19 protein-coding genes are annotated in these 25,686 nt (G+C 69.1%); all 19 read left to right on the forward strand.

Going from position 1 to position 25,686, the window contains the following annotated elements; genetic code table 11:
* The first annotated feature begins 146 nt into the window (after positions 1-146).
* The 19 genes from BLR75_RS23205 to BLR75_RS23295 all read left to right on the forward strand — a co-directional run bounded on the left by BLR75_RS23205 (position 147) and on the right by BLR75_RS23295 (position 25,502).
* Complete coding sequence (locus tag BLR75_RS23205) at positions 147-1,121, forward strand: WD40/YVTN/BNR-like repeat-containing protein (protein WP_084314095.1); 975 nt, start codon at positions 147-149, stop codon at positions 1,119-1,121.
* Positions 1,122-1,125: 4 nt separating this feature from the next.
* On the forward strand, positions 1,126-3,516 hold the full coding sequence (locus tag BLR75_RS23210; RefSeq protein ID WP_084314096.1) for an efflux RND transporter permease subunit: 2,391 nt from the start codon (positions 1,126-1,128) through the stop codon (positions 3,514-3,516).
* Positions 3,517-3,519: 3 nt separating this feature from the next.
* Positions 3,520-4,755 (forward strand): helix-turn-helix transcriptional regulator, encoded by a 1,236-nt coding sequence (locus tag BLR75_RS23215; RefSeq protein WP_084314097.1) that lies wholly within the window; start codon positions 3,520-3,522, stop codon positions 4,753-4,755.
* A gap of 135 nt (positions 4,756-4,890) precedes the next feature.
* Positions 4,891-6,135 (forward strand): helix-turn-helix transcriptional regulator, encoded by a 1,245-nt coding sequence (locus BLR75_RS23220; protein ID WP_084314098.1) that lies wholly within the window; start codon positions 4,891-4,893, stop codon positions 6,133-6,135.
* A gap of 170 nt (positions 6,136-6,305) precedes the next feature.
* Positions 6,306-7,514: an acetyl-CoA C-acetyltransferase gene (locus BLR75_RS23225; RefSeq protein ID WP_084314099.1), complete on the forward strand. Its 1,209-nt coding sequence runs from the start codon at positions 6,306-6,308 to the stop codon at positions 7,512-7,514.
* Between the two features lie 14 nt (positions 7,515-7,528).
* Positions 7,529-9,721: a 3-hydroxyacyl-CoA dehydrogenase NAD-binding domain-containing protein gene (locus BLR75_RS23230; protein WP_084314100.1), complete on the forward strand. Its 2,193-nt coding sequence runs from the start codon at positions 7,529-7,531 to the stop codon at positions 9,719-9,721.
* Positions 9,721-10,692, forward strand: coding sequence for an NAD(P)H-dependent flavin oxidoreductase (locus BLR75_RS23235; RefSeq protein ID WP_084314101.1), 972 nt, complete (start codon positions 9,721-9,723; stop codon positions 10,690-10,692). The genes BLR75_RS23230 and BLR75_RS23235 overlap by 1 nt, the downstream gene beginning before the upstream one ends.
* Positions 10,685-11,818 carry a CaiB/BaiF CoA transferase family protein gene (locus BLR75_RS23240; RefSeq protein ID WP_084314102.1) on the forward strand — a complete coding sequence of 378 codons (1,134 nt, stop codon included), beginning with the start codon at positions 10,685-10,687 and terminating at the stop codon, positions 11,816-11,818. The genes BLR75_RS23235 and BLR75_RS23240 overlap by 8 nt, the downstream gene beginning before the upstream one ends.
* Before the next feature lie 43 nt (positions 11,819-11,861).
* Entirely contained in the window at positions 11,862-13,466 is a 1,605-nt protein-coding gene (locus BLR75_RS23245; RefSeq protein WP_084314103.1) for an AMP-binding protein, read from the forward strand.
* A gap of 79 nt (positions 13,467-13,545) precedes the next feature.
* The gene (locus BLR75_RS23250) at positions 13,546-14,382 is read left to right on the forward strand and encodes an SDR family NAD(P)-dependent oxidoreductase (RefSeq protein WP_084314104.1); all 837 of its coding nucleotides are present in this window, start codon (positions 13,546-13,548) and stop codon (positions 14,380-14,382) included.
* A 114-nt stretch (positions 14,383-14,496) separates the two neighbouring features.
* Complete coding sequence (locus BLR75_RS23255) at positions 14,497-15,537, forward strand: 3-ketosteroid-9-alpha-monooxygenase, oxygenase component (RefSeq protein WP_084314105.1); 1,041 nt, start codon at positions 14,497-14,499, stop codon at positions 15,535-15,537.
* Positions 15,538-15,732: 195 nt separating this feature from the next.
* On the forward strand, positions 15,733-15,828 hold the full coding sequence (gene kdpF, locus BLR75_RS23260; protein ID WP_084314106.1) for a K(+)-transporting ATPase subunit F: 96 nt from the start codon (positions 15,733-15,735) through the stop codon (positions 15,826-15,828).
* A gap of 3 nt (positions 15,829-15,831) precedes the next feature.
* Positions 15,832-17,526, forward strand: a complete 1,695-nt coding sequence (gene kdpA / locus BLR75_RS23265; protein ID WP_084314107.1) for a potassium-transporting ATPase subunit KdpA — start codon at positions 15,832-15,834, stop codon at positions 17,524-17,526.
* Positions 17,527-17,539: 13 nt separating this feature from the next.
* On the forward strand, positions 17,540-19,603 hold the full coding sequence (gene kdpB, locus BLR75_RS23270) for a potassium-transporting ATPase subunit KdpB (RefSeq protein ID WP_084314108.1): 2,064 nt from the start codon (positions 17,540-17,542) through the stop codon (positions 19,601-19,603).
* 257 nt (positions 19,604-19,860) lie between these two features.
* Positions 19,861-20,406 carry a potassium-transporting ATPase subunit KdpC gene (gene kdpC, locus BLR75_RS23275; RefSeq protein ID WP_084314109.1) on the forward strand — a complete coding sequence of 182 codons (546 nt, stop codon included), beginning with the start codon at positions 19,861-19,863 and terminating at the stop codon, positions 20,404-20,406.
* A gap of 28 nt (positions 20,407-20,434) precedes the next feature.
* Positions 20,435-23,092 carry a sensor histidine kinase gene (locus BLR75_RS23280; RefSeq protein WP_084314110.1) on the forward strand — a complete coding sequence of 886 codons (2,658 nt, stop codon included), beginning with the start codon at positions 20,435-20,437 and terminating at the stop codon, positions 23,090-23,092.
* Between the two features lie 42 nt (positions 23,093-23,134).
* Positions 23,135-23,827 (forward strand): response regulator, encoded by a 693-nt coding sequence (locus tag BLR75_RS23285; RefSeq protein WP_084314111.1) that lies wholly within the window; start codon positions 23,135-23,137, stop codon positions 23,825-23,827.
* Positions 23,828-23,933: 106 nt separating this feature from the next.
* The gene (locus BLR75_RS23290; protein WP_090416150.1) at positions 23,934-25,226 is read left to right on the forward strand and encodes a S8 family peptidase; all 1,293 of its coding nucleotides are present in this window, start codon (positions 23,934-23,936) and stop codon (positions 25,224-25,226) included.
* Between the two features lie 21 nt (positions 25,227-25,247).
* Positions 25,248-25,502, forward strand: a complete 255-nt coding sequence (locus BLR75_RS23295) for a hypothetical protein (RefSeq protein WP_139207056.1) — start codon at positions 25,248-25,250, stop codon at positions 25,500-25,502.
* Positions 25,503-25,686 lie beyond the last annotated feature (184 nt).

Genomic DNA, 25,686 nt, shown 5'->3' on the forward strand with positions numbered 1-25,686 from the left:
TGTCCACCGGGGCGATCCGGTAGAGCATCGATTCAACAGGGGCGACAGGCCGACCGGCCGCCGTCCCCCACGGGTGGTACCGGCCATTACAACAAGAAAGGAAGAGCGTCCCGCGTGCAGGGCGTCCTCCCGAGATGGATTGCGTTATGAGCAAACTGATTGGTTACGCCTTTTGCCTCTTCGTGGCGACCCTGGTCGCATTCGCCTTCTCGCCCCGCAGCGAGGGCGCCCGCCAGCCGGCGCAGGTCGACCTGACGCGGGTGCAGATCAACGACCTGGTGCGCTTCGACGGTGGCATGGTCGCCGTCGGCGAGCGCGGGCTCATCGTCAGGAGCAGCGATGACGGCAAGACCTGGCAGAGCCGCCGCAACGACGACGAGCTGCCGATCACCCTCACCGGTGTCATCGACCTGGGCGACGGGGCGCTGCTCGCGGTGGGCCACGACGGCCTGATCCTGCGCAGCGCCGATGCCGGCGATTCCTGGACGGTGGTCCAGCACGACGGCGAGACCGGCGAGCCGCTGCTTGGCGCCTGGAGTGGCGACGGCAGGCAGGTCTACGCCTTCGGCAGCTTCGGCAAGTTCCTGGTTTCGAAGGACGGCGGCCGGACCTGGGCCCCCGGCGAACTGCCGATTTCCGGCCAGCACCTCAACGACATGGCCGGCAGCGCCGATGGCCGCCGCATGATAGTCGGCGAAGTCGGCCTCGTGCTGCGCAGCCAGGACGGCGGCGCCAACTGGGAGCAGATCGAACCCTTCTACAGCGGCTCGCTGTTCGGCGTGGCGCAGCTCGCCGGCAGCCACTGGGTCGCCTATGGCATGCGCGGCAACGTGTTCGTCACCGCCGACGACGGCCGCAGCTGGACCCAGGTGCGCCTGTCGCACAAGTTGCCGCTCTACGGCCATGCGAAGAACGGCGACGGCGTGGTGATCGTCGGCACCGGTGGCGCCGAGGTGCGCCTCGATGGCGAAGGCCGCCTGCTGAGCAGCGGTTTCCTCGGCGGAGTCGGCACCCTGACCTCGGCCGTCATGCTGCCTGGCGGCAAGCTGTTCGTCGCCGGCCAAAGCGGGCTGCTGCAGGAACGCGACGTCCTGCAACTTGCCGCCAGCGCGAAGAAGTAAGGAGATGAACATGCGCAACTCTGGTATCGAGCGCGGCGTCGAGCGGATCGCGGACAGGCTGCTCGCCTGGCGCAGGCCCCTGCTCGCGCTGTTCCTGCTGGCGACCCTGGCTCTGGGCTACAGCGCCACCCATGTGAAGCTGGACCCCGGCTTCAACAAGCAGATTCCGGTCTCCCACCCGTTCATGCAGAACTTCCTGCATTACAGCCAGATCTTCTCGGGCGCCAACAGCATCCTGGTGAGCGTGCGCTGGAAGGGCGAGGGCGACATCTACAACCCCGAATTCCTCAAGACCCTGCGCGACGTCACCGACGAGGTGTTCTTCATCCCCGGCGTGCGCCGCTCCAGCGTGCGCTCGCTGTTCACCCCGGACGTGCGCTTCATCGAGATCACCGAGGAAGGCTTCTGGGGCGACGTGGTGGTTCCGCCGCACTACAGCGGCACGCCCGAGGACCTGGCGAAGGTGCGCGGCAACACCGCGCGTTCCGGGCAGATCGGCCGGCTGGTGGCCAACGACCTGAAGGCCGCGCTGGTGCGCGCCGACCTGCAGGAGATCAACCCGGAAACCGGCGAGCGGGTGTCCTACGTGGAGATCGCCAACCGCCTCGAAACGATCCGCAAGCGCTTCGACAACGAGCGCATCGAGCTGAACATCGTCGGCTACTCCAAGCTGGTGGGCGACGTGGTCGACGGGCTGTTCGAGGTGATGGGCTTCTTCCTGATGGCCTTCGTCATCACCGCCGTGCTGCTCTGGCTGTACTGCCGCTCGCTGAAGATCACCCTGGTGTCGCTGGTGGTGGCCCTGCTGCCGGTGGTCTGGCTGCTCGGCCTGCTGCCGCTGTTTGGCCTCGGCATCGACCCGATGTCGATCCTGGTGCCGTTCCTGATCTTCTCCATCGGCGTGTCCCACGCGGTGCAGATGACCAATGCCTGGAAGCTCGACGTGCTGGCCGGCAGCGATTCGGTGCAGGCGGCGAAGACGGCGTTCTGCCGGATCTTCATCCCCGGCGCCCTGGCGCTGCTGATGAACGCGCTGGGATTCGCGGTGATCATGCTGATCGACATCCCGATCGTCCACGAACTGGGCATGACCGCCTGCATCGGCGTGCTGCTGATGATCATCACCAACAAGCTGATGCTGCCGATCATCATTTCCTACCTGACGCTGGAGCCCGGTTCCACCCGCCCCGGCCAGCGCATCACGGGACGCCGGCATCGCCTGTGGTGGGCACTGTCGGCGCTGGCCACCCCCGGCCCGGCGCTCGCGGTGTTCGCCATCAGCGTCGCGCTGCTGGCAGCCGGCGCCTGGAAGAGCCGCGACCTGGTGGTCGGCGACGTCGGCGTCGGCGCCCCGGAGCTGCGCGACGACTCCCGCTACAACCATGACAACCGCAACATCGTCGAACGCTATTCCATCGGCCTCGATGTGCTGGCCGTCTACCTGGAAGCCCCCGGCATCCAGGAAGCCTGTCTCGACCCGGACGTGATGCGCGCCGTCGAGGAGCTGGACTTCCGCGCGCGCAGCATCAGGGGCGTGCAGTCGGTGCAGAGCGTGGCGGGGATGGGCAAGGTCAACATCGCCGGCAACAACGAGGGCAATCCGCGCTGGGCGGCGATTCCGGGCAGCAGCCGCGGCCTGCAGCCGGGCTCGCTGGCGTACTCCAGCGCCAACGGGCTGGTGCTCGACGGCTGCCAGACCCAGCAGGTGCTGATCTTCCTGGCCAACCACGAAGGTTCGACCATCAGCCACGTGGTCGGCGAGGTGCAGCGCATCCTTGCCGACATCGAGCAGCCCAAGGTCCGGTTCAAGCTGGCCGGCGGCAACATCGGCGTGATGGCGGCCTCCAACGAGGCGGTCAAGCATGCCGAGGTGCAGATGCACGGCGCGCTGCTGCTGTCGGTGGCGCTGTTCTGCTGGCTGACCTTCCGCTCGGTGCGCGCGGTGCTCTGCATCATCACCCCGCTGGCGATAGTCGCGACCCTGTGCAACGCGGTGATGGCGAGCCTCGGCATCGGCCTCAAGGTCGCCACGCTGCCGGTGCTGGCCCTCGGCGTCGGGGTCGGCGTCGACTACGGCATCTACCTCTACGAACGCATGCAGCACGAGCTGGCCACCGGCAAGCCGCTGCGCGAGGCGTTCTACGAAGCCATGTGCCAGCGCGGCACGGCGGCGCTGTTCACCGCCTTCACCATGTCCATCGGCGTCGGCACCTGGGCCTTCGCGCCGCTGAAGTTCCAGGCCGACATGGGCATCCTTCTGGCCTTCATGTTCCTGGTCAACGTGTTCGGCGCGATCTTCCTGCTGCCGGGCCTGGCCGCCTGGTTCCACCGCTCGAAGCGCCTGGTGGCGGTGCAGCCGCCGGTGTCCTGGCAACCGGCGACGGCGAGGCGATAGGCGATGCCTTCGGCCGGTTCCACCGGGATCACGTCCGGGCAGCCGCAGGTGCCGGAGCTGGACAGCTACGACCATCTGCTCGGCTGCCTGTACGACGCGGCCATGGGCGAGCAGAGCTGGAGCGTCTGCCTGGAACTCATCCGCGAGATGTTCCAGGCCAACTACGTGACCCTGATCCTGCGCGCGCCGGACGGCAGCTCGGAAAAGGGCCTGATGATCGTGCGGGGCGACATCGAGGGGCAGGGCGCCATCACCTGGCTGGCCTATCCCCACGGTTCCTCGCCCTTCGCCCACGCGCGGGCCAACGAAGTGTTCACCGTGGGCGACATGATGGCCGAGAGCGCCTGGGTCAACAGCGAATACTTCCGCGAGTACTGCACGCCGCAGGGCGTGTTCCATGTGCTCGGGGTCGACATAGTGCCGCCCGGCGGCGGCCGCTTCCGCTTCCGCATCACCCGGCCGCGCACGGCGCGCGATTTCAGCGCCGCCGAGAAGGCCCTGTGCGAGCGGCTGATCCCCCATCTCAGCCGGGTGCTGCAGATGCATGGCCTGCTGGGGCGCTCCGAGTCGCTGAACTCGCTCTACGCACAGACCATCGGTCGCCTGTCCATCGCCACCCTGGTGCTGGACGAGAGCGGACGCATCCTCGAACGCAACCCCACCGCGCGGCGCATGCTCGCCGAAGGCGACGGCCTGCGCGTGACCGGCGGGCGCCTGGAGGCCTGCAACCCCGGCGACAACCGGCGGCTCTACCAGGTGCTGCGCGCCGCCCTCGGGCGCAGGCCGGATGGCGGGGCGGTGGCGCCCGAGGCGCTGTCCATCGGCCGCCCGTCCGGCCAGGCCAGCCTGGGCCTGGTGGTGGAGAGCGTGCCGCAGCAGGAATGGGCGGACAGCAAGGAACGCCCGGCGCTGGTGGTGTACGTGCGCGATGCGGTGGGCAAGCCGCTCTTGAGCACGGCGATGACCCGCAAGGTGTTCGGCTTCACGCCCTCGGAAACCAGCCTGGCGATGGAGCTGGCCAACGGCCTGTCGCTGGAGGAGGCCGCCAATGCCCTGGGCATCCGCCGCAACACGGCGCGCGCGCACCTGCGCTCGATCTTCTGCAAGACCGGCGTGCGCCGGCAGACGGAGCTGGTACGGATGCTCCTCAACAGTATCGTCAGCCTGGGTTCCGACTTCGAGCAGTCGGCGCGCCGGGCCGCCCAGGGAGGGCCAGGCGTCGCCGGATCGGCGGTCTGAATAATGGCTATGCGCCCTGCGCGCGCTTCGCTAGATTAATGGGCGCCCCGACGGACCGCCGGGAGCCCTGCCAATAAGAACAAGCCAGCGGCTGAATGGAATTCAGCTTCATGGCCCAGGAAAAAGGTAAGCAGCATGAAGTCGACCACTCCGACCGTTCAGAAACTGCCGTGCCAGCCCGTGCTGTCGCTCTGCGAATACGACCGCCTGCTCGGCGCCATTCACGATGGCGCGCTGGACAACCAGGCGCTCACCGCGGCGCTGGAAGCGATGCGCCAGCAGTTCCGCGCCAACTTCGTCACCCTGATCCTGCGCATTCCCGGCATGGAGGATGTCGGCCTGATGCTGGTGGCCGGCAATCTCGACGCCCACGGCCAGCTCACCTATTTCCACTATCACCGCAGCGTCACGCCGTTCACCAACCAGCCGGTGGACACCGTGTTCACCGAGCGCGACATGATGAGCGAGCAGGAATGGCTGTCGTCCTCCTACTTCCTCGAACACTGCCAGTGCAACGACGTCGGCCACGTGATGGGCGCCGACATCTCCACCCCGGACTGCGGCGTGCTGCGCTTCCGCATCACCCGTTCGCAGGCGATGCCGGCCTTCTCCGAGGAGGACCGCACGCTCTGCACCATGCTGCTGCCGCACCTGCGCCGCAGCCTGCACATGCACAACCTGCTCGGCCGCAGCGAATCGCTGGGCAGCCTGTACGCCCAGGCGATCAACCGCCTGTCGGTGGCGACCATCGTCCTCGACGAGAAGGGCGCGGTGCTCCAGCTCAACGACGTGGCCCGCGACCTGCTGAAGAGCGCCGACGGCCTGAAGCTGGTCGGCGGGCGCCTGGAGGCCACCTACCCGAGCGACAACCGCGAGCTGCACAAGCTGTTCGAGGAGGCGCTCGGCGCGCACAAGCGCGGCGCGGCCTGCGACCGCGATGCGCTGTCCATCGCCCGCCCGTCCGGCGAGGTCAGCCTGGGCGTGGTGGTCGAGCCGATCCCGGCCAGCGAATGGGCCGACGGCAAGAGCAGGCCGACCCTGGTGGTCTACGTGCGCGACGCGGTGGGCAAGTCGCAGGTCAACAACGCGGTGGCCAAGCAGCTGTTCAACTTCACCCCGGCGGAAACCGCGCTGGCGCTGGAACTGGCCAACGGCCTGTCCCTGGAAGAGGCCGCCGAGAACCTCGGCATCATGCGCAACACGGCGCGTGCCCACCTGCGGGCGATCTTCTCCAAGACCGGGGTGCGCCGGCAGGCCGAACTGGTGCGGGTCATGCTCAACAGCGTGGTGACCCTCGGCGGCAACCCGATCACGCCGTTCGAGGACCGGGTCGTCTGCATTCCGCGGGTGGAGCTCAGGCCCTACCAGCGCGCCATCTGAGCCGTCGCTAACCCCGCGGCCATGCCCCTTCCGGGCATGGCCGCGTTGCTTTGCGCGACCGCAAAAGTGTTTCCGGAACGTTAGTCCGACCGGACGATGAGGCGCCCGGAACCCGTCCCGATACTGGCTACAGGCCGCGAATCCGCGGAGCAGACTGGGAACGAGATCGCATGACCGAAGCCTACATCTACGACCACGTGCGTACGCCGCGTGGCAAGGGCAAGCCGGATGGCGCCCTGCATGAAGTGACCCCCGTCAACCTGGCCAGCCAGGTCCTCCAGGCGCTCTGTGCGCGCAACGCGCTGGACAGCGCCGAGATCGAGGACGTGGTCCTCGGCTGCGTGCAGCCGGTGGGCGAGCAGGGCGGCAACATCGCGCGCATCGCCGCGCTGAACGCCGGCTTCGCCCAGAGCGTGCCGGGCATCCAGATCAACCGCTACTGCGGCTCGGGCCTCGAGGCGGTGAACCTGGCGGCGGCCAAGGTCGCCGCCGGCATGGTCGACCTGGCCATCGGCGGCGGCGTGGAAAGCATGTCGCGGGTGGCGATGGGTTCCGACGGCGGCGCCTGGGCCACCGATCCGCAGGTCGCGTTCAGGACCTGGTTCGTCATGCAGGGCATCAGCGCCGATCTGCTGGCCACGAAATACGGTTTCACCCGCGAGCAGTGCGACGCCTACGGACTGGAAAGCCAGCGCCGAGCCGCGCAGGCCTGGGCCGAGGGCCGCTTCGCCAGATCCATCCTGCCGGTGCAGGACATCCTCGGCCTGCCGCTGCTGGAGCGTGACGAGATCGTGCGTCCGGAAACCACCCTGGAGCAGCTGGCCCAGCTCAAGCCGGCCTTCGCCGACATGGGCGCCAAGGCCGGCTTCGACGGCATCGCCCTGCAGCGCTATCCGCAGCTGGAGCGCATCGAACACATGCACCACGCCGGCAACAGCTCCGGCATCGTCGACGGCGCCGCCGGCGTGCTGATCGGCACGGCGGAGGCGGGCAAGCGCCTCGGTCTCAAGCCGCGCGCACGGATAGTCGGCACCGCCACCGTCGGTTCCGAACCGACCATCATGCTCGACGGCCCGGCCGCCGCCAGCCGCAAGGCGCTGCAGCGGGTCGGCATGCAGGCCACCGACATCGGCCTGTGGGAGCTGAACGAGGCGTTCGCCTCGGTGGTGCTGGCGTTCATGCAGGAGCTGGACGTGCCCCACGAGCGCATCAACGTCAACGGCGGCGCCATCGCCATGGGCCATCCGCTGGGCGCCACCGGCGCCATGATCCTCGGCACCCTGCTCGACGAGATGGAGCGACGCGACGTCTCCACCGGCCTGGTGACCCTCTGCGAAGCAGCGGGCATGGCCACCGCCACCATCATCGAGCGCATCTGATCCGGGAGCCGAACATGACCGATTACTTCAAGTACGCCGTGGACGGCGATGGCCTCTGCACCCTGACCATCGACCAGCCCGACTCTTCCACCAACGTGATGGACCAGAACTTCCTCGACAGCTTCCGCGCCGCCATGGAGCGCGCCTGGGCCGACGAGCAGGTGCGCGGCATCATCATCACCTCGGCCAAGAGCAGCTTCATCGCCGGCGCCGACCTCAAGACCCTGGAAAAGACCCTGACCACGGTCCAGGACCCGGAAAGCCTCTATGCCAGGTGCTGGGCCTTCTCCAGCTTCCTGCGCAAGCTGGAAACCGCCGGCAAGCCGGTGGTGGCGGCGCTCAATGGAGCGGCGCTGGGCGGCGGTTTCGAGATCGCCCTGGCCTGCCACCACCGGGTGGCGGCCGACGTGCGCGGCATGGCGGTCGGCCTGCCGGAAGTGGGCGTCGGCCTGCTGCCGGGCGCGGGCGGCACCCAGCGCTACCTGCGCATGCTCGGCGTGGCGAAGTCGCTGCCGCTGCTGCTGCAGGGCAGCCAGCTGAAGGCCGCCAGGGCGCTGGAGCTGGGCCTGCTGGATGCCGTGGTGGCGCCCGAACAGCTGCTGGAACACGCCCGCCGCTGGCTGCTGGATTCCCCGGACTCGGTGAAACCCTGGGACAGGAAGGGCTTCCGCGTCCCCGGCGGCAACCATGTGCAGCAGCCGGACCTGGCGCAGCTGTTCCTCGGCACCGCCGCCAACCTGCAGGCCACCACCTTCCACAACATGCCGGCGCCGCTGGCGATCACCTCGTGCCTCTACGAAGGCATGCAGCTGCCGATGGACAAGGCGCTGCAGGTCGAGTGCAAGTACTTCGTCAAGCTCAACCTCGACCCGGTCGCCGGCAACATGGTGCGCACCCTGTTCATCAACAAGACCAAAGCCGACAAGCTGGTGCGCCGCCCGCAGGGCATCGCCACCCGTAGCCACAGCCGCATCGGCGTGATCGGCGCCGGCCTGATGGGCGCCGGGGTCGCCTTCGTCGCCGCCCAGTGCGGCATCGAGGTGGTGCTGATCGACCGCGACCAGCAGGCCGCCGACAACGGCAAGGCCTATGCGCAGAAGCGCCTGCAGCGTGACCTGGAGAAGGGCCGGATCAGTGTGGAGAAGGTCGAGCAGATTCTCGCCCGCATCCACCCGACTACCGCCTACGAAAGCCTGAGCGACGTGTCGCTGGTGGTCGAGGCGGTATTCGAGGATCGCCAGGTGAAGGCCGAAGTCTTCGCCAGGGCCGAGGCATTCATGCCGGCGGACGCAGTGCTCGCCAGCAACACCTCGGCGCTGCCGATCACCGGCCTCGCCGAAGGCACCGCGCGGCCGCAGAACATGGTCGGCCTGCACTTCTTCTCGCCGGTGGAGCGCATGCCGCTGGTGGAGGTGATCCGCGGCAAGGCCACCTCCGACCAGTGCCTGGCCCACGCCATGGACTTCGTCGCGCAGCTGCGCAAGACGCCGATCCTGGTCAACGACAGCCGCGGCTTCTTCACCAGCCGCTTCATCGGCGCCTTCATCAACGAAGGCGTGACCATGGTGCAGGACGGCATCAGCCCGGCGCTGATCGAGAACGTGGCGAAGATGACCGGCTATCCGGTCGGCCCGCTGAGCATCTCCGACGAAGTCGGCCTCGATCTCGCCTACAAGGGCGCCGTGCAGGCGCAGAAGGACCTCGGTCCCGAACACAAGCCGGGTTCCTCGGTGGCGGTGATCACCCGCCTGGTGGTGGACCACGAACGTCACGGCCGCAAGAACGGCAAGGGCTTCTATGTCTACGCCGAGGATGGCAGCAAGCGCCTGTGGAGCGGGCTGGCGGAAATCTGGCCGCAACTGGCCGAGGAATACCAGCCGACGGCGGAGGAAGTGCGCAAGCGCATGCTCTTCGCCCAGTTCGCAGACGCCGCGCGCTGCCTGGCCGAGGGCGTGCTGACCGATCCGGCGGACGGCGATATCGGCGGCTGCTTCGGCGTCGGCTTCCCGATGTACCTGGGCGGGCCGTTCGCCGCCATGGACACCCTCGGCATCGAAACCGTGGTGCGCGAGTGCGACCGCCTGGCCGCCAGCGTCGACGCCGAGCGTTTCGCCATTCCGCAACTGCTGCGGGACATGGCCGCCGAAGGCAAGACCTTCCATGGCGCCAATCCCGTCATTCCCGCCCGTGAAGAAGAGGTGGCCTGATGACCCGCGCACGCACGCTTTTCGGTGACAACCTGCGGTTGCCGCTGATCTGCTCGCCGATGTTCCTCGCCAGCGGCATCGAACTGGTGGCCGCGCAGTGCAAGGCCGGTGTGGTCGGCACCTTCCCGGCGCTCAATGCGCGCCCGGCGGACCAGCTCGGCGCGTGGCTGACGCAGATTCGCGAGGAGCTGGCGCGCCACGATGCCGAGCATCCGGATCGTCCGGCCGCGCCGTTCGGCGTCAACCTGATCCTGCACCGCTCCAACGACCGCCAGGACGCCGACCTAGCCACAGTGGTCGAACACAGGGTGCCGCTGGTGATCACCTCGGTCGGCAAGCCGGACCAGGTGGTGCCCAGGGTGCATGCCTATGGTGGCCTGGTGTTCCACGACGTGATCAACAGCGAACAGGCGCGCAAGGCCATCGACTGCGGCGTGGACGGGCTGGTGCTGGTCTGCGCCGGCGCCGGCGGGCATGGCGGCACGCTGTCGCCGTTCTCCTTCCTGCGTGAGGTGCGGCGCTTCTGGGACGGTCCCATCGCCCTGGCCGGCGGCCTCGCCGATGGCCATGCGATTCGCGCCGCCGAGGTGCTGGGCGCGGATGTGGCCTACATGGGCACGCGCTTCATCGCCACCCGCGAAGCCAACGCCGAGCAGGCGCACAAGGACATGCTGGTCCGCGACGGCGCCTCGGATATCGTCTACACCCCGGTGTTCAGCGGCATCTGGGCCAACTACCTGGCCAACAGCGTGCGCAACTGCGGCGTCGATCCGGCGCAGCTGTCCGGCCGGCAGACCGGCGGCAAGGACGACCTGTTCAGCGATCCGGGCGCCAGGCCCAGGGCCTGGAAGGACGTGTGGTCGTCCGGCCACGGCGCCGGCGTGATCGCCGACGTGCCGACGGTCGCCGAACTGGTGGAGCGCATGACCGCGGAGTACCGCGAGGCTGCAATGAGGGAAGTCCATGACTGACAACCAACCGCTGAAGGGCATTCGCGTCCTCGATTTCACCCAGCTGCTGCCCGGCCCGCTGTGCACCCTGCACCTGGCCGACCTGGGCGCCGAGGTGATCAAGATCGAGCCGCCGCGCGTGGGCGATCCGACCCGCGGGCCGAAGCAGTTCACGCCGATGTTCCTGATGCTCAACCGCAACAAGCGCTCGCTGGAAGTCGACCTGCGCAGCGCCGAAGGCGTCGAGCTGCTGCAGGCGCTGGCGAAGACCGCCGACGTGGTGGTGGAAGGCTTCCGCCCCGGCGTGGCCGAGCGCCTTGGCGTCGGCTACCGGCAGCTGTCGGAACTCAATCCGCGCCTGGTCTACTGCTCGATCTCCGGCTACGGCCAGCAGGGCCCGCTGGCCCAGGCCGCCGGGCACGACATCAACTACCAGTCGCTGGCCGGCGTGCTCGACCAGACCGGCAGCGCCGGCGGCGCGCCGGTGCAGGGCAACCTGCCGGTGGCCGACGTGGCCGGCGGCGCGCTGTCCGCCGCCACCGGCATCCTCGCCGCGCTGTTCGACGCGGCGCGCAGCGGGAAAGGCCGGCACGTGGACATCGCCATGACCGACTGCGTGATGGCGCTCAACATCATGACCGCCACCTCCTGGCAGAGCGCCGGGCAGGTGCTGCCGCGCGGGCAGGACTTCCTTTCCGGCGGCCTGGCCTGCTACGGCTGCTACCGCACAGCCGATCGCCGCTACCTGGCGGTGGGCGCGGTGGAACACAAGTTCTGGGTGGCCTTCTGCGATGCCGTCGGCCTGCCGCACCTGCACGACAAGGGCCATGCCTTCGGCGAGGCGGGCGCGACGGCCAAGGCGGCGGTCGCCGAGGCGATCCTCCAGCACGACCTGGCGCACTGGGCCCGCGTGTTCAGCGAGGTGGACGCCTGCGTCACGCCGGTGCTGCGTCTCGACGAGGTGGTCGAGCACGCCAATACGCAGGCCCGCGGCATGGTGCGTCAGGACCGGCACCCGCAGGCCGGCGGCTACATGAGCTTCGCCTGTCCGTTGCGGATGGGCGAGGGCGACTGGCCCGAGCCGACTCCAGCACCGCTGCTGGGTGCCGACAACCTGTCGATCCGGCAGGAGCTGGGGCTGGCATGATTCAGCGTCCTCGCCGCGCGGGGGCCATCAGGAGACAACAACAATGAAACGCACCTTCAACCTTGCCGATCTGTTCGAGGCCGTCGCCGAAGCGGTGCCGGAGCGCCTGGCGATCATCTGCGGCGACTTCCGGGAAACCTACGCCGGGCTGAACCGCCGCGCCGATGCGCTGGCCGCGCGCATGCAGCAGCAGGGCGTCGGTTCCGGCGATTCGGTCGGCCTGCAGCTGTACAACGGCCCGGAATACCTCGAAGGCTTCCTCGCCGCCTGCAAGCTCGGCGCCATGCCGGTGAACATCAACTACCGCTATGTCGCCGACGAGCTGCGCTATCTCTACGACAACGCCAAACTGAAGGCGCTGCTGTATTCCGAGAACCTGTCCGAAGTGGTCGAGCCGCTGCTGCCGGAGTTCCCGGCGATCGCCTTCCACAGCCGTTCCGGCCAGGCCTATGAAGAAATGCTGGCTGCCGCGCCGGCGAGCCCGGAACCGGTGCAGCGCAGCGACGACGACATCATGCTGCTCTACACCGGCGGCACCACCGGCCTGCCCAAGGGCGTGATGTGGCCGCACAAGGCGCTGTTCTTCGGCGCGCTGGGCGGCGGCGGCTTCTTCCGCGCGGAAGGTCCGGTCGCATCCCCGGAGGAACTGGCCGAAGTGGCGCGCGGCAGCCATCCGCTGCGCTACTTCGCCATCGCCCCGCTGATGCACGGCGCGGCGCTGTGGGCGACGCTGGTTTCCCTGCTCGCCGGGCAGACCGTGCTGATCCGCCCGCATGGCGAATTCGACCCGGAGGCGATCTGGGAGCTGACCGCGCAGCTCAAGGCCAACATCGTCTCCATCGTCGGCGACGCCATGGGCATGCCGATGCTGGAAGCGCTGCGCAGGAACCCGGGGCGCTGGGACCTCACTTCGGTGATGGTCCTCGGCTCCGGCGGCGGGCTGTTCTCCGCCCACGTGCAGGCAGGGCTGCGCGAGCACCTGCCGAATGCGCGGGTGGCCGACAGCATGGGCTCCTCCGAGGGCGGCGTGCTGGGCAACGGCAACCACCCGACCAGCGGCGACGGGCTGATCCGCCTGGAGCCGCGCGCGGACATAGGCGTGGTCAGCGAGACGCTGGACCGGCTGCTCGGCCCGGGCGAGCAGGGCATCCTGGTGCGCAGCGGGCATGTGCCGGTGGGCTATTTCGGTGATCCGGAGAAGACCGCGAAGACCTTCTTCGAGCTGGATGGCCGGCGTTTCGTCAACATGGGCGACCGCGCGCGCATCGATGCCGACGGCGGCATCGTGGTGCTGGGCCGCGACTCGCAGTGCATCAACAGCGGCGGCGAGAAGGTCCACGTCGAGGAGGTGGAAGAGGTGCTGCACCGTCACCCGGCGGTGGCCGACGCGGTGGTGGTCGGCGTGCCGGACCCGCGCTGGGGCAGGGTGGTCGGCGCGGTGATCGCGCTGCACGAGGGGCATTCGCTGGATGCCGAGGAGCTGAAGACCTTCAGCCGCCAGTTCCTCGCCGGCTACAAGGTGCCCAAGCACTTCGCAGAGGCCGGCGCCGTGCAGCGCTCGCCGGCCGGCAAGGCGGACTACCGCTGGGCGCTCGCGACCCTGGAAGCCCACCTGGCCGCACAGGCGCGGGAACACAGCCCGGCCTGAGCCATCTGGTCCGGATTGACGATGCCGCCGGTTCCGGCGCTGCGCATCCTGTCTGCACAATCGAGAACAGGAGGCAGTCATGGATCGTGTGGCATTCGTTACCGGCGCCAGCCGCGGCATCGGACGTGAAACGGCGCTGGCGTTCGCCCGCCGCGGCTTCGACGTGGCGATCAGCGCGCGCACGTTGGAGGAAGGCGAGGTCCATCGCCACGCCCTGACCGGCGCCGACGGCAAGCCGCTGCCCGGCAGCCTGAACGGCACCGCCGAGGCGATTCGCGCCCTCGGCCGCAAGGCCTGGGTGGTGCCGATGGACCTGCTCGACAGCGGCTCCGTCGAGGCCGCCGCCGCAGCCGTGCTGGCCGAGGCCGGGCGCGTCGACGTGCTGGTCAACAACGCCGTCTACCAGGGCGGCGATCTCAATGCGCCGTTCATGGAGCTCGGCGTCGACACCCTCGAACGCACCTATCGCGGCTATATCCTCGCGCCCTTCCTGCTCAGCCGGGCGATGGTCGCGCACATGGCCGAACGCGGCTCGGGGGTGATCGTCAACGTCACTTCCGGCGCCGGCGAATCCGACCCGCCGGTGCCCGCCGGCCGCGGCGGCTGGGGCTACGCCTATGGCGCCGGCAAGGCGGCGGTGTCGCGCCTGTCCGGGGTGATCGCCGTCGAACACGGCGGGCAGGGCGTGCGCGCCTACACCCTGAATCCCGGCGTGGTCACCACCGAGGCGCTGCGCGCGACCATCGGCGACCAGGGCGTCATCGCCCTGCGCAACGGTTCGGCGCCGCCCGAGGTTCCGGCGGAAGTCATCTGCTGGCTCGCCTGCGACGACGTCGGGGGTCATTTCCAGCGCCGCACCATCCATGCGCAGCCCTTCGCCCTGGAGCAGGGAATAGTGCAGAACTGGCGTACCTAGTCCGAGTGAGGGATGAGCGCGGCGGCGGTCATCGTCGATGATGGCGTACCACGAGTGGGGTTATTGCCGTTCGGCGAACCCCTATGACAACAAAGAGCCCTCGAGGGACCGGACATGACCAAGATGATCGACATCAAGCCTGCTGCCGAGACTGCGGCCTATCGCTACGCCCGCGGCTGGCACTGCCTCGGCGAGGCCGCGCAGTACCGCAACGGCGCGCTGCATACCCTGAACGTATTCGGCTCGCGCCTGCTGGCGTTCGCCAACGAGCAGGGCGAGATCAGCGTGCTGGACGCGCACTGCCCGCACATGGGCGCGGACCTGTCGCAGGGGCAACTGGTCAACGGCCGGGTGGTCTGTCCGTTCCACCACTGGGAGTTCGAGGCCAGCGGCCGCTGCGCGGCGATTCCCTACTGCAAGCGCGTGCCGCCCAAGGCCAAGACCCGCCGCTGGCTGACCTGCGAGGTCAACAACCTGCTGTTCGTCTGGAACAACCCGGAAGGCAACCCGCCGGCCGAGGACGTGGTGATCCCGTACTTCCCCGAGTCGGAAAGCCCGGAGTGGGACAACGACTGGCACATGGACCTGATGGTCATCGAGACCAACCCGCGCGAGCTGGTGGACAACCTGGTCGACGCCCAGCACTTCGGCCCGGTGCACGGCTCGCCGACCAAGTACTTCGCCAACGTGTTCGAGAACCACATCGGCGAGCAGGTCTTCCACGGCGACTCCGAGCGCCTGGGCGGCGACCTGGTGGCGGAGTCCGCCTACTACGGCCCGGCGACCCACTTCACCCGCATGCGCGCCATGTTCGATGGTTTGGTAGTGCACAGCATCCTGCTCAACTGCCACGTGCCGATCGGCCCGAACAGCTTCGAACTGCGCTTCGGCGTGCTGGTGAAGAAGATCCCCGGCTGGACCGACGAGCAGAACCGCGAGCTGGCGCTGCAGTACGTGCAGAACAACCGCAACTCGTTCTACCAGGACGTGGACATCTGGAAGCACAAGATCCGCATCGACAACCCGCTGCTGGCCGAAGGCGACGGCCCGGTGTACCAGCTGCGCGAGTGGTACTCGCAGTTCTTCATGGACGAGGCCGACGTGCCGGCGAAGATGCGCGAACGCCTGGAAATCGTCACCGTCGACAAGCGCTGACCGCGTTCCCGGTGGCGGCGGGGCTTCGCGCCGCCACCGGCCTTCCTTCCGTGCCCGGCCCTGCAACGGGGCCTGACTTCTCCGGCGCGAAATCTTTATAGCTTCTTTACGTCCTCCAGCGTCCCGTCCAATCGTTCCTTTACGCCATCCGACCGCATCCTTGCGTCATCGGCATTGCGTATGGAGACAAGCGCCATGAGCGTTCTCGACGGGGTGTCCCTGGTTCTCGCCACGGGGCTGTTCATCTATCTGCTGGTGGCGCTGTTGCGCTCCGACCGTTCCCGGGAGTGAGCCATGCAAGTCACGGATTTCCTCCTGCTGGCGGCGTTCTTCGTGCTGGTGCTGGCACCTGCGCCGATACTCGGGCGTTTCTACTACAGGGCGATGGAAGGCCAGCGCACCTTCCTCGGCCCGGTTCTGCTTCCGGTCGAACGCTTCATCTATCGCATCTGCGGCATCGACCCCGCGCAGGAGCAGGACTGGAAGGCCTACACCCTGGCCCTGCTGATATTCAACCTGGCCGGCCTGGCGCTGCTGTTCGCCATCCTCGTCCTGCAAGGTGGACTGCCGCTCAACCCGCAGCACCTGCCGGGCCTGGAATGGACCCTGGCGCTGAACACGGCGACGAGCTTCGTCACCAACACCAACTGGCAGGCCTACAGCGGCGAGGCGTCGCTCAGCTACCTGAGCCAGATGCTCGGCCTCACCGTGCAGAACTTTGTCAGCCCCGCCGTCGGCCTGGCCGTACTGGTCGCCCTGGCGCGCGGCATCGCCCGCAAGTCGACGCAGCACATCGGCAATTTCTGGGTCGACCTGACCCGCGCGACCCTCTACGGCCTGCTGCCGGCGTGCCTGGTCCTGGCGCTGCTGCTGGTCTGGCAGGGCGTGCCGCAGACCTTCCTCGACTACGTCCACGCGGCCACCCTGCAAGGTGCCGACCAGACCATTCCGCTCGGTCCGGTGGCGAGCCAGATCGCCATCAAGCAGCTCGGCACCAATGGCGGCGGCTTCTTCGGCGTCAACTCGGCGCACCCGTTCGAGAACCCCACCGCCCTGAGCAACCTGCTGGAAGTGGCGTCGATCATCCTGATCCCCGCGGCGCTGGTGTTCACCTTCGGCCACTACGTGAAGGACCTGCGCCAGAGCCGGGCGATCCTCGCCTGCATGCTGGCGCTGTTCGCCGTCGGCCTGGGCGTGGCGCTGTGGGCCGAGTACCAGCCGAATCCGGCGCTGGCCGCGCTGCCGTTGGAGCAGGGCGCGCCGCTGGAGGGCAAGGAAAGCCGCTTCGGCAGTACCGCCAGCGTGCTCTGGGCGGTGACCACTACTGCCGCGTCGAACGGCTCGGTGAATGCCATGCACGACAGCCTCAACCCGCTGGCCGGCATGGTCGCGCTGGGCAACATGATGCTTGGCGAAGTGGTGTTCGGCGGCGTCGGCGCGGGGCTCTACGGGATGCTGCTGTTCGTGCTGATCGCCGTGTTCCTCGCCGGACTGATGGTCGGCCGCACCCCGGAATACCTCGGCAAGAAGCTGGAAGCCCGCGAGGTGCGCCTGCTGGTGGCGACCCTGCTGGTGATGCCGGTCGGCGTGCTGGTGCTCGGCGCCATCGCCGCCAGCGTGCCTGCAGCTGCCGCGTCGGTCAGCAACCCCGGCGCCCACGGCTTCAGCCAGTTGCTCTACGCCTATACCTCCGGCACGGCCAACAACGGCTCGGCCTTCGCCGGCTTCGGCGCCAACACGCCGTTCCACAACCTGATGATCGCCCTGGCGATGTTCATCGGCCGCTTCGGCTACATCGTCCCGGTGCTGGCCATCGCCGGCAGCCTGGCGGCGAAGAAGGCGGTGCCGGTCGGGCCGAACAGCTTCCCGACCCACGGCCTGCTGTTCGTCAGCCTGCTCACCGCGACCATCCTGCTGGTCGGCGGCCTGAACTTCCTGCCCACCCTGGTGCTCGGCCCGGTCGCCGATCACCTGACCCTCGGCTTCTGAGGAACCTGCGCCAATGAATGCCTCGACCCAAGCACTGACCAGCACCACCCGGCACGCCGAAAAGCGCCGCTCGGCGAGCCTTTCCTCCCTGTGGAAGCCCGCGCTGGCGCAGGCCTTCGTCAAGCTCGACCCGCGTCAGCTGCAGCGCTCGCCAGTGATGCTGGTGGTCGAGCTGACCGCCATCCTCACCAGTGTGCTGTGCTTCATCGGCGGCGACGCCGTGCCGCTGCTGGTGGCTGCCCAGATCGCCCTGTGGCTGTGGTTCACCGTGCTCTTCGCCAACTTCGCCGAGGCGCTCGCCGAAGGCCGCGGCAAGGCCCGCGCCGACAGCCTGCGGGCCGGCACCCAGGGCCTGCTGGCGCAGCGCCTGACGGTTGCCGGCGACTACGAGCAGGTGTCGGCCAGCCAGTTGCGCAAGGGCGACGTGGTGCGGGTGGTCGCCGGCGAGCTGATTCCCGGCGACGGCGAGGTGATCGAGGGCGTCGCCGCGGTCAACGAGGCGGCCATCACCGGTGAATCGGCGCCGGTGATCCGCGAGTCCGGCGGCGACCGTTCGGCGGTCACCGGCAATACGCGGCTGGTTTCGGACTGGCTGGTGGTGAAGATCACCGCCAATCCCGGCGAATCGACCCTCGACCGCATGATCGCCCTGGTGGAAGGCGCCACCCGGCAGAAGACGCCCAACGAAGTGGCGCTGGACATCCTGCTGATCGGCCTGACCCTGATCTTCCTGCTGGTGGTGGCGACCCTGAAGCCCTTCGCCCTGTTCGCCGGCGGCAGCCTGCCGCTGGTGTTCCTGGTGGCGCTGCTGGTGACGCTCATCCCCACCACCATCGGCGGCCTGCTGTCGGCCATCGGCATCGCCGGGATGGACCGCCTGGTGCGCCTGAACGTGATCGCCAAGTCCGGTCGCGCGGTGGAGGCGGCGGGCGACGTGCATGTGCTGATGCTCGACAAGACCGGCACCATCACCTTCGGCAACCGCCGTTGCAGCGCGCTCCATCCGGCGCCCGGCGTCGGCGCCCGCGAACTGGGGCAGGGCGCCTTGCTCGCCTCGCTGGCCGACGATACGCCGGAAGGCAAGTCCATCGTCGAGTACCTGCGCGCCCAGCACAGCTACGAGGAGCCGCCGCGCGAACAGCTGACGCCCGTCGCCTTCAGCGCGGAAACCCGCCTGTCCGGCGTCGACGTGGACGGCCATGTCTACCGCAAGGGCGCGGTGGACGCTGCCCTGGCCTTCGTCGGCAAGGCCCGCGAGGACGTGCCGGACAGCCTCGCCCGCGAGATCGAACGCATCGCCCAGAGCGGTGGTACGCCGTTGCTGGTGGTGGTCGACGGCAGGCTGCTCGGCGCCATCCACCTGAAGGACGTGGTCAAGCCGGGCATCCGCGAGCGCTTCGCCGAGCTGCGGCGGATGGGCATCCGCACCGTGATGGTCACCGGCGACAACCCGCTGACCGCCGCCGCCATCGCCGCCGAGGCCGGGGTCGACGACGTGCTCGCCGAAGCCACACCGGAGAAGAAGCTGGCGCGCATTCGCCAGGAACAGGGCGAGGGGCGCATGGTCGCGATGTGCGGCGACGGCGCCAACGACGCCCCGGCGCTGGCCCAGGCGGACGTCGGCATGGCGATGAACGACGGCACCCAGGCGGCCCGCGAGGCGGCCAACCTGGTGGACCTGGACAGCGACCCGACCAAGCTGCTCGACGTGGTGCAGGTGGGCAAGGAGCTGCTGGTGACCCGCGGCGCGCTGACCACCTTCTCGGTGGCCAACGACGTCGCCAAGTACTTCGCCATCCTGCCGGCGCTGTTCGTCGGCATCTATCCGCAGCTCGACGCGCTCAACCTGATGCGCCTGGCCAGCCCGCAGAGCGCCATCCTCTCGGCCATCGTATTCAACGCGCTGATCATCGTCGCGCTGATCCCGCTGGCCCTGCGCGGCGTGCGGGTGCAGGCGACGGATGCGGCGCACCTGCTGCGAAGGAATCTGCTGATCTACGGGCTTGGCGGAATCGTGGCGCCGTTCGGAGGGATCAAGGTGATCGATATGCTGCTGACCACAGTCGGATTGGCCTAGCGGTCATGACCGCATGGGTATCGCTGCGCTCCACCCATCCTACCGAAACCACCTTCGTAGGTTGGGTGGAGCGAAGCGATACCCAACAACGGTGTTGGACGGTTCCCTCACCCTAACCCTCTCCCAAGGGGAGAGGGGACCGTATGGTGCCGGGAAAGGCAGCGTGCCCGCCGGCAACTCCGCACAACCCCTCTCCCTCCGGGAGAGGGCAGGGGTGAGGGAAAGCCCTCGCCGCAGGAACAACAGGAGAAACACAGATGTTCAGCCACCTCTGCCCAGCCCTAGCCAGCCTCGTCCTGCTGAGCCTGATCACCGGCGTCGCCTACCCGCTGGCCGTCACCGGCATCGCCCAGCTCGCCTTTCCCGGGCAGGCCAACGGCAGCCTGGTCCGTGACGCGCATGGCGAAATCCGCGGCTCCACCCTGATCGCGCAGAAATTCGATGGCGCCGAATGGTTCCACCCGCGCCCCTCGGCCGGCGACTACGCCACCGTGTCCAGCGCCGCCAGCAACCTGGCGCCCGGCAATCCGGCGCTCGCCGAACGCATCGCCAACCATGTGGAGGCCCAGCAGGTTGGCGGCGCGCCGGTCCCGCTGGCGCTGGTCACCACTTCCGCCAGCGGCCTCGATCCGCAGTTGCCGCCGGAGGCCGCGCTGTACCAGGTGCCGCGCATCGCCGCCGCGCGCAAGGTTCCGGAGGATGCCTTGCGACGCCTGGTCGAGGCGCATACCGAGCACCCGCTGGTTGGCCCGGCGGTGGTCAATGTGCTGGCGCTGAACCTGGCGCTGGCAGGCCTGCGCTAGACTGCCGCCGATCACCGAGGAGCGAATCATGAGCGATCCCAGGCGCGCCGATGCCCTGCTCGCCGACCTGCCACGGATGGGCCGGGGTCGCCTCAAGGTATTCCTCGGCGCCGCGCCGGGCGTGGGCAAGACCTTCGCCATGCTGCAGGCGGCGCACGGCCAGTTGCGTCAGGGTGTGAAGCTGCGCGCGGGGATCGTCGAGACCCACGGCCGCGCCGAGACCGAGGCGCTGCTCGCCGGACTGCCGCAGCAGCCACCGCTGCGCTCCGAGTACCGCGGCATCCAGCTCGCCGAGCTGGACCTCGACGGCCTGCTCGCCGATCCGCCGCAACTGGCGCTGGTCGACGAGCTGGCCCACAGCAACGCCCCCGGCAGCCGCCACGCCAAGCGCTGGCAGGACATCGAGGAACTGCTGGATGCCGGCATCGACGTCTACACCACGGTCAACGTCCAGCACCTGGAAAGCCTCAACGACCAGGTGCGCGACATCACCGGCGTGCAGGTGCGCGAAACGGTGCCGGACTGGGTGCTGCAGGAGGCCGACGAAATCCTCCTGGTCGACCTGCCGCCGCGCGAGCTGCTGGAGCGCCTGCGCGAGGGCAAGGTCTACGTGCCGGAACAGGCCCGCGCCGCCATCGACGCCTTCTTCAGCCAGACCAACCTCACCGCCCTGCGCGAGTTGGCGATGCAGACCGCCGCCGCGCGGGTGGACGCCGACCTGGCGCACCGCTACCGCCAGCAGGGTGGCGAGGCGCCGGCGCTGCGCGGGCGCCTGCTGGTCGGGGTGGACGGCGCGCGCAATGCCGAGCGGCTGGTGCGCCACGCCAGCCGCGTCGCCGAGCGCCGCCATCTGCCATGGTCACTGGTGCACGTGGATGCCGGCGGCGGGCTGGACGAGCAGTCGCGCATGCACCTGCAAAGCGCCCAGCAACTGGCCGAGCGTCTCGGCGGCGACGTGGTCGAGCTGCGCGGCGGCGACATCGCCTGGACGCTGATCGCCCATGCCCGCGAGCGGCGCGCCAGCGTGGTGCTGGTGGGCCGTTCGCCGCAGCGCTGGTACCGCCGCATGTTCGGCGGCGGGCTGGTCGAACGTCTGCTGCGCCTGGGCGAGGGGCTGGAAATCGACGTGCTGGACAGCGAGACCGATCTCGCCCCGGCCAGTACGCGATCGCGTCAGCCGGCCGCATGGGGCGACTACCTGCTGGCGCTGGTCGCAGCCGCAGGCGCCAGCGCGCTGGCCTGGGGCGTGTCGCGCCTGCTGGAGTTGCCGAACATCTCGCTGGTGTTCCTCGCCGCCGTGCTGCTGGTGGCGGTGCGCAGCAGCCTGGGCCCGGCGCTGGCCTGCGCGGTGCTGTCGTTCCTCGCCTACGACTTCCTGTTCATCCCGCCGCATTTCTCCTTGTCCATCCAGCGCGAGGAGGATGTGCTGACGCTGCTGTTCTTCCTGCTCATGGCCGGCCTCACCGGCAACCTCGCGGCCCGCCAGCGCCGGCAATTCCAGGCCCTGCGCGATACCCAGGAGGAAACCGGCGCGCTGCTGGAGCTGTCGCGCAAGCTCACCGCAGCCACCGACCGCCAGGCGGTGATCGCCGCTGCGACCCAGCAGTTCGGCGGCTGGGGCGACCTGGACGTCTGCCTGCTCGGCCGCCCGCATGGCGAGTGGAAGGTCGAGGGCGGTGCGCCGCGCAGTTTCGACGAGCAGGAGCGCGCCGCGGCCGACTGGAGCTGGCAGCACGACCAGCCTGCCGGGCTCGGCACCGGCACCTTGCCCAATGGCCGCTGGTGGTGGTGGCCGCTGTCGGCGGAAGAGGGGCCGCTGGCGCTGCTGGGCGTGCGCCCGCGCGATGGCCAGCCGCTGCCGGGACAGCGCCGCCGCCTGCTCGCCGCCCTCGCTCAGCCGCTGGCCCAGGCGCTGGCCCGCGCGCGGCTGGCGGAAGACCTGGAAGCGGCGCGCCTGCACGGGGAAACCGAACAACTGCGCAGCGCCTTGCTTGCTTCGGTCAGCCACGACCTGCGCACGCCGCTGACCGCCATGCGCGGCTCCATCGACAGCCTGCTGGCCCTCGGCGACGCGATCCCGCCGGACGACCGCCGCGAGCTGCTGGAGGCCACCCGCGACGAGGCCGGTCGGCTCGACCGCTACATCCAGAACCTGCTGGACATGACCCGCCTTGGCCATGGCGGCCTCAAGCTGGCGCGCGACTGGGTGGCGCCGGGGGATATCGTCGGCAGCGCGCTCAACCGCCTGCGCGCGGTGGTCGCGCCGTACCGCGTGGAAACCCGGGTGCCGGCGGAACTGCCGCTGCTCTACGTGCACGCCGCGCTGATCGAGCAGGCGCTGGTCAACGTGCTGGAAAACGCCGCGCGCTTCTCGCCGCCGCAGGGCCGCCTGCGCATCGCGGTGGCGCAGGTCGGCGAGGAACTGCAGTTCAGCGTGGCCGACGAGGGGCCGGGGATTCCGCCGCAGGAGCGGGAGAAGATCTTCGACATGTTCTACAGCGCCGCCCGTGGCGACCGCGGCGGGCAGGGCACCGGGCTGGGCCTGGCGATCTGCCAGGGCATGGTCGGCGCCCACGGCGGACGGATCAGCGTCGAGGACGGCATCGACGGGCGCGGCGCGACCCTGGTGCTGCACCTGCCGCTGCAGACCCAGCCGGACCTTGAGCAGCTTGATGCCGGCAGTTGAAACGCCCAAGCTGAACGCTTTTCCAGCCAGTCCGCAGAGCCGATGAGCAGCAACGCCGCCACCATCCTGGTCGTCGACGACGAACCGCAGATCCGCAAGTTCCTCCGCATCAGCCTGAGCGCCGGCGGCTACAAGGTGGTCGAGGCCGGCACCGGCGAGGAGGGCTTGGCCCAGGCCGCGCTGGCCCGCCCCGACCTGGTGGTGCTCGACCTCGGCCTGCCGGACAAGGACGGCCAGGACGTGCTGCGGGAAATCCGCGAATGGTCGCAGGTGCCGGTGCTGGTGCTGTCGGTGCGCGCCGGCGAGAGCGAGAAGGTGCTGGCGCTGGACAGCGGCGCCAACGACTACGTGACCAAGCCGTTCGGCATCCAGGAATTCCTCGCCCGGGTGCGCGTGCTGTTGCGCCAGGCCGCGTCGGGCGAGGCGCAGGCCTCGGCGGTGAGCGTCGGGCCGCTGGGCGTGGATTTCTCCTACCGGCGCGTCACCCTGGATGGTGCCGAAGTGGCGCTGACCCGCAAGGAGTATGCGGTGCTGGCCATGCTCGCGCGCCATCTCGGCCGGGTGGTGACCCAGCAGCAGCTGCTCAGGGATATCTGGGGACCGAGCCACGCCGAGGACACCCACTACCTGCGCGTGGTGGTCGGCCACCTGCGGCAGAAACTGGCTGACGATCCGGCCAATCCGCGCTTCATCGTCACCGAGGCGGGAGTGGGCTATCGCCTGCGCGATAGCTGAGTGAGGAATTCGCCGCCCCTACGATGGTCCGACGCTCTGCACCGCCGGTTTGCCCTGCGCCGACCGAGCGGCTATGAGAATGGAACAGCCATCCGGGAGACAAGCGATGCCCAGCACCCTGACTGACTTCAATGGACTGCAAGAAGGCGGGCGTTTCGTCGTGACCTTTCGCGACGGGGCGAAATCGCAGGCGCTGGCCTGCCTGAAACGCACCACCGGCCTGGGTAAGGCCGAGCTGGTGTGCAGCGTCGACTTCGGCGCGCAGGGTGTGGACATGGCGGCGCTCGGCCATCACGGTGGCGTGCTGTTCGAGCATATCGGCGTGGCGGTGGTCAGCCTGGATGCCGATGCGGCCAACCATCTGTTGCGCGCCATGCGCAAGAACTCGTCGATCCTGGCGGTGGAGCCGGAGGGTTCGATGTACGCCCTGAGCGAGGCGGACGGTCCCAGCCTGGAATACCTGCGCGGCTTCCGCGACGCGGCCAATGCGCTCTACGAGCAGGCGCTGCGCCGGCAGCAGGAGGGCGTGGCGGCGCTGTTCGAGGACACCCCCGGCGAGACCTGGGGATTGCAGGCGACCAACGTGGTCGCTTCGGGCTACAGCGGCAAGGGCATCCGGGTGGCGGTGCTGGATACCGGGCTGGACCTGCGGCATCCGGATTTCGCCGATCGCCAGGTGGTGAGCAAATCCTTCATCCCGGAAGTGGACAGCGTGCAGGACGGCCATGGCCACGGCACCCACTGCTGCGGCACCGCTTGCGGGCCGCGGCAGCCGGCGGACGAGGGGCGCCGCTACGGGGTGGCCCATGGCGCCGAGCTGTACGTCGGCAAGGTGCTGGCCGACGACGGCAGCGGCTCCGACACCGGGATACTCGCCGGCATCGACTGGGCCATCGCCAACCGTTGCCAGGTGGTGTCCATGTCCCTCGGCGCGGACCAGCCGACCGTCTCGGTCGCCTACGAGACCGTCGGCCAGCGCGCGCTCAAGGCCGGCACCCTGCTGGTCGCCGCGGCGGGCAACAACGCGCGGCGCTCGCGGGGCGACAACGGCTTCGTCGGGCGTCCGGCCAACAGCCGCAGCTTCATGGCGGTCGGCGCGCTGGACCACGACCTGCGCATCGCCGACTTCTCCGCCCAGGACAGCGTGCTGGCGCCCGGCTCCGCGGTGGACATCGCCGCCCCCGGGGTCGATGTCCATTCGGCATGGCCAATGCCGACGCGGACGCGCATCATCTCCGGAACCAGCATGGCCACGCCGCACGTCGCCGGCATCGCCGCGCTCTGGGCCGAAGCCACCGGCGACCGTGGCGCGGCGCTGTGGCAGCGGCTGATCACCAATGCCAAGACCCTGCAGCTGCCGGTGGTGGATGTGGGCCGCGGGCTGGTTCTGGCACCGTAGCGGGTTGTGGGAGGGCGGATCATGCCGCGCAGAAGGCGGGTGGATATCGAAGTGATAGTGACGGTGGGGGAGAGCGGTCTGCCGCAGTTGCAGCGGATCGCCTCGCAACTGGTCGCCGCGGGACTCACGGTGGACACCACCCTGGAAAGCGCCGGCATGATCACCGGCCACGCGGCGCCGAGCTGCCTCGACCGCCTGCGCTGCGTGGAGGGGGTGCAGGCGGTGGAGCCGAGCGGCGAGGTGAAGGTCGCGCCGCCGGGAAGCGATGTTCAATAAGGTGGTATTCCATCGTTCCCACGCTCCCGCGTGGGCACGCATCCCCGGATGCTCCCGCATCCGTTTCTTCGCGGGCATGGCCCGCTCCTACGGGAAAGTCTGGTGTTGTGGCTCCCTCACCCCAGCCCTCTCCCTGAGGGAGAGGGCTGGGGTGAGGGGGAAGCATCAAGACGATGTAAGACAG

The sequence above is a fragment of the Pseudomonas jinjuensis genome, from assembly GCF_900103845.1.
Lineage (GTDB): Bacteria > Pseudomonadota > Gammaproteobacteria > Pseudomonadales > Pseudomonadaceae > Pseudomonas > Pseudomonas jinjuensis.

Bases quoted from the DNA above. Each gene is read 5' to 3' on its own strand.
- BLR75_RS23205 (WP_084314095.1), top strand. From the start codon at position 147: ATGAGCAAACTGATTGGTTACGCCTTTTGCCTCTTCGTGGCGACCCTG.
- BLR75_RS23210 (WP_084314096.1), top strand. From the start codon at position 1,126: ATGAACATGCGCAACTCTGGTATCGAGCGCGGCGTCGAGCGGATCGCG.
- BLR75_RS23215 (WP_084314097.1), top strand. From the start codon at position 3,520: ATGCCTTCGGCCGGTTCCACCGGGATCACGTCCGGGCAGCCGCAGGTG.
- BLR75_RS23220 (WP_084314098.1), top strand. From the start codon at position 4,891: ATGAAGTCGACCACTCCGACCGTTCAGAAACTGCCGTGCCAGCCCGTG.
- BLR75_RS23225 (WP_084314099.1), top strand. From the start codon at position 6,306: ATGACCGAAGCCTACATCTACGACCACGTGCGTACGCCGCGTGGCAAG.
- BLR75_RS23230 (WP_084314100.1), top strand. From the start codon at position 7,529: ATGACCGATTACTTCAAGTACGCCGTGGACGGCGATGGCCTCTGCACC.
- BLR75_RS23235 (WP_084314101.1), top strand. From the start codon at position 9,721: ATGACCCGCGCACGCACGCTTTTCGGTGACAACCTGCGGTTGCCGCTG.
- BLR75_RS23240 (WP_084314102.1), top strand. From the start codon at position 10,685: ATGACTGACAACCAACCGCTGAAGGGCATTCGCGTCCTCGATTTCACC.
- BLR75_RS23245 (WP_084314103.1), top strand. From the start codon at position 11,862: ATGAAACGCACCTTCAACCTTGCCGATCTGTTCGAGGCCGTCGCCGAA.
- BLR75_RS23250 (WP_084314104.1), top strand. From the start codon at position 13,546: ATGGATCGTGTGGCATTCGTTACCGGCGCCAGCCGCGGCATCGGACGT.
- BLR75_RS23255 (WP_084314105.1), top strand. From the start codon at position 14,497: ATGACCAAGATGATCGACATCAAGCCTGCTGCCGAGACTGCGGCCTAT.
- kdpF (WP_084314106.1), top strand. From the start codon at position 15,733: ATGAGCGTTCTCGACGGGGTGTCCCTGGTTCTCGCCACGGGGCTGTTC.
- kdpA (WP_084314107.1), top strand. From the start codon at position 15,832: ATGCAAGTCACGGATTTCCTCCTGCTGGCGGCGTTCTTCGTGCTGGTG.
- kdpB (WP_084314108.1), top strand. From the start codon at position 17,540: ATGAATGCCTCGACCCAAGCACTGACCAGCACCACCCGGCACGCCGAA.
- kdpC (WP_084314109.1), top strand. From the start codon at position 19,861: ATGTTCAGCCACCTCTGCCCAGCCCTAGCCAGCCTCGTCCTGCTGAGC.
- BLR75_RS23280 (WP_084314110.1), top strand. From the start codon at position 20,435: ATGAGCGATCCCAGGCGCGCCGATGCCCTGCTCGCCGACCTGCCACGG.
- BLR75_RS23285 (WP_084314111.1), top strand. From the start codon at position 23,135: ATGAGCAGCAACGCCGCCACCATCCTGGTCGTCGACGACGAACCGCAG.
- BLR75_RS23290 (WP_090416150.1), top strand. From the start codon at position 23,934: ATGCCCAGCACCCTGACTGACTTCAATGGACTGCAAGAAGGCGGGCGT.
- BLR75_RS23295 (WP_139207056.1), top strand. From the start codon at position 25,248: ATGCCGCGCAGAAGGCGGGTGGATATCGAAGTGATAGTGACGGTGGGG.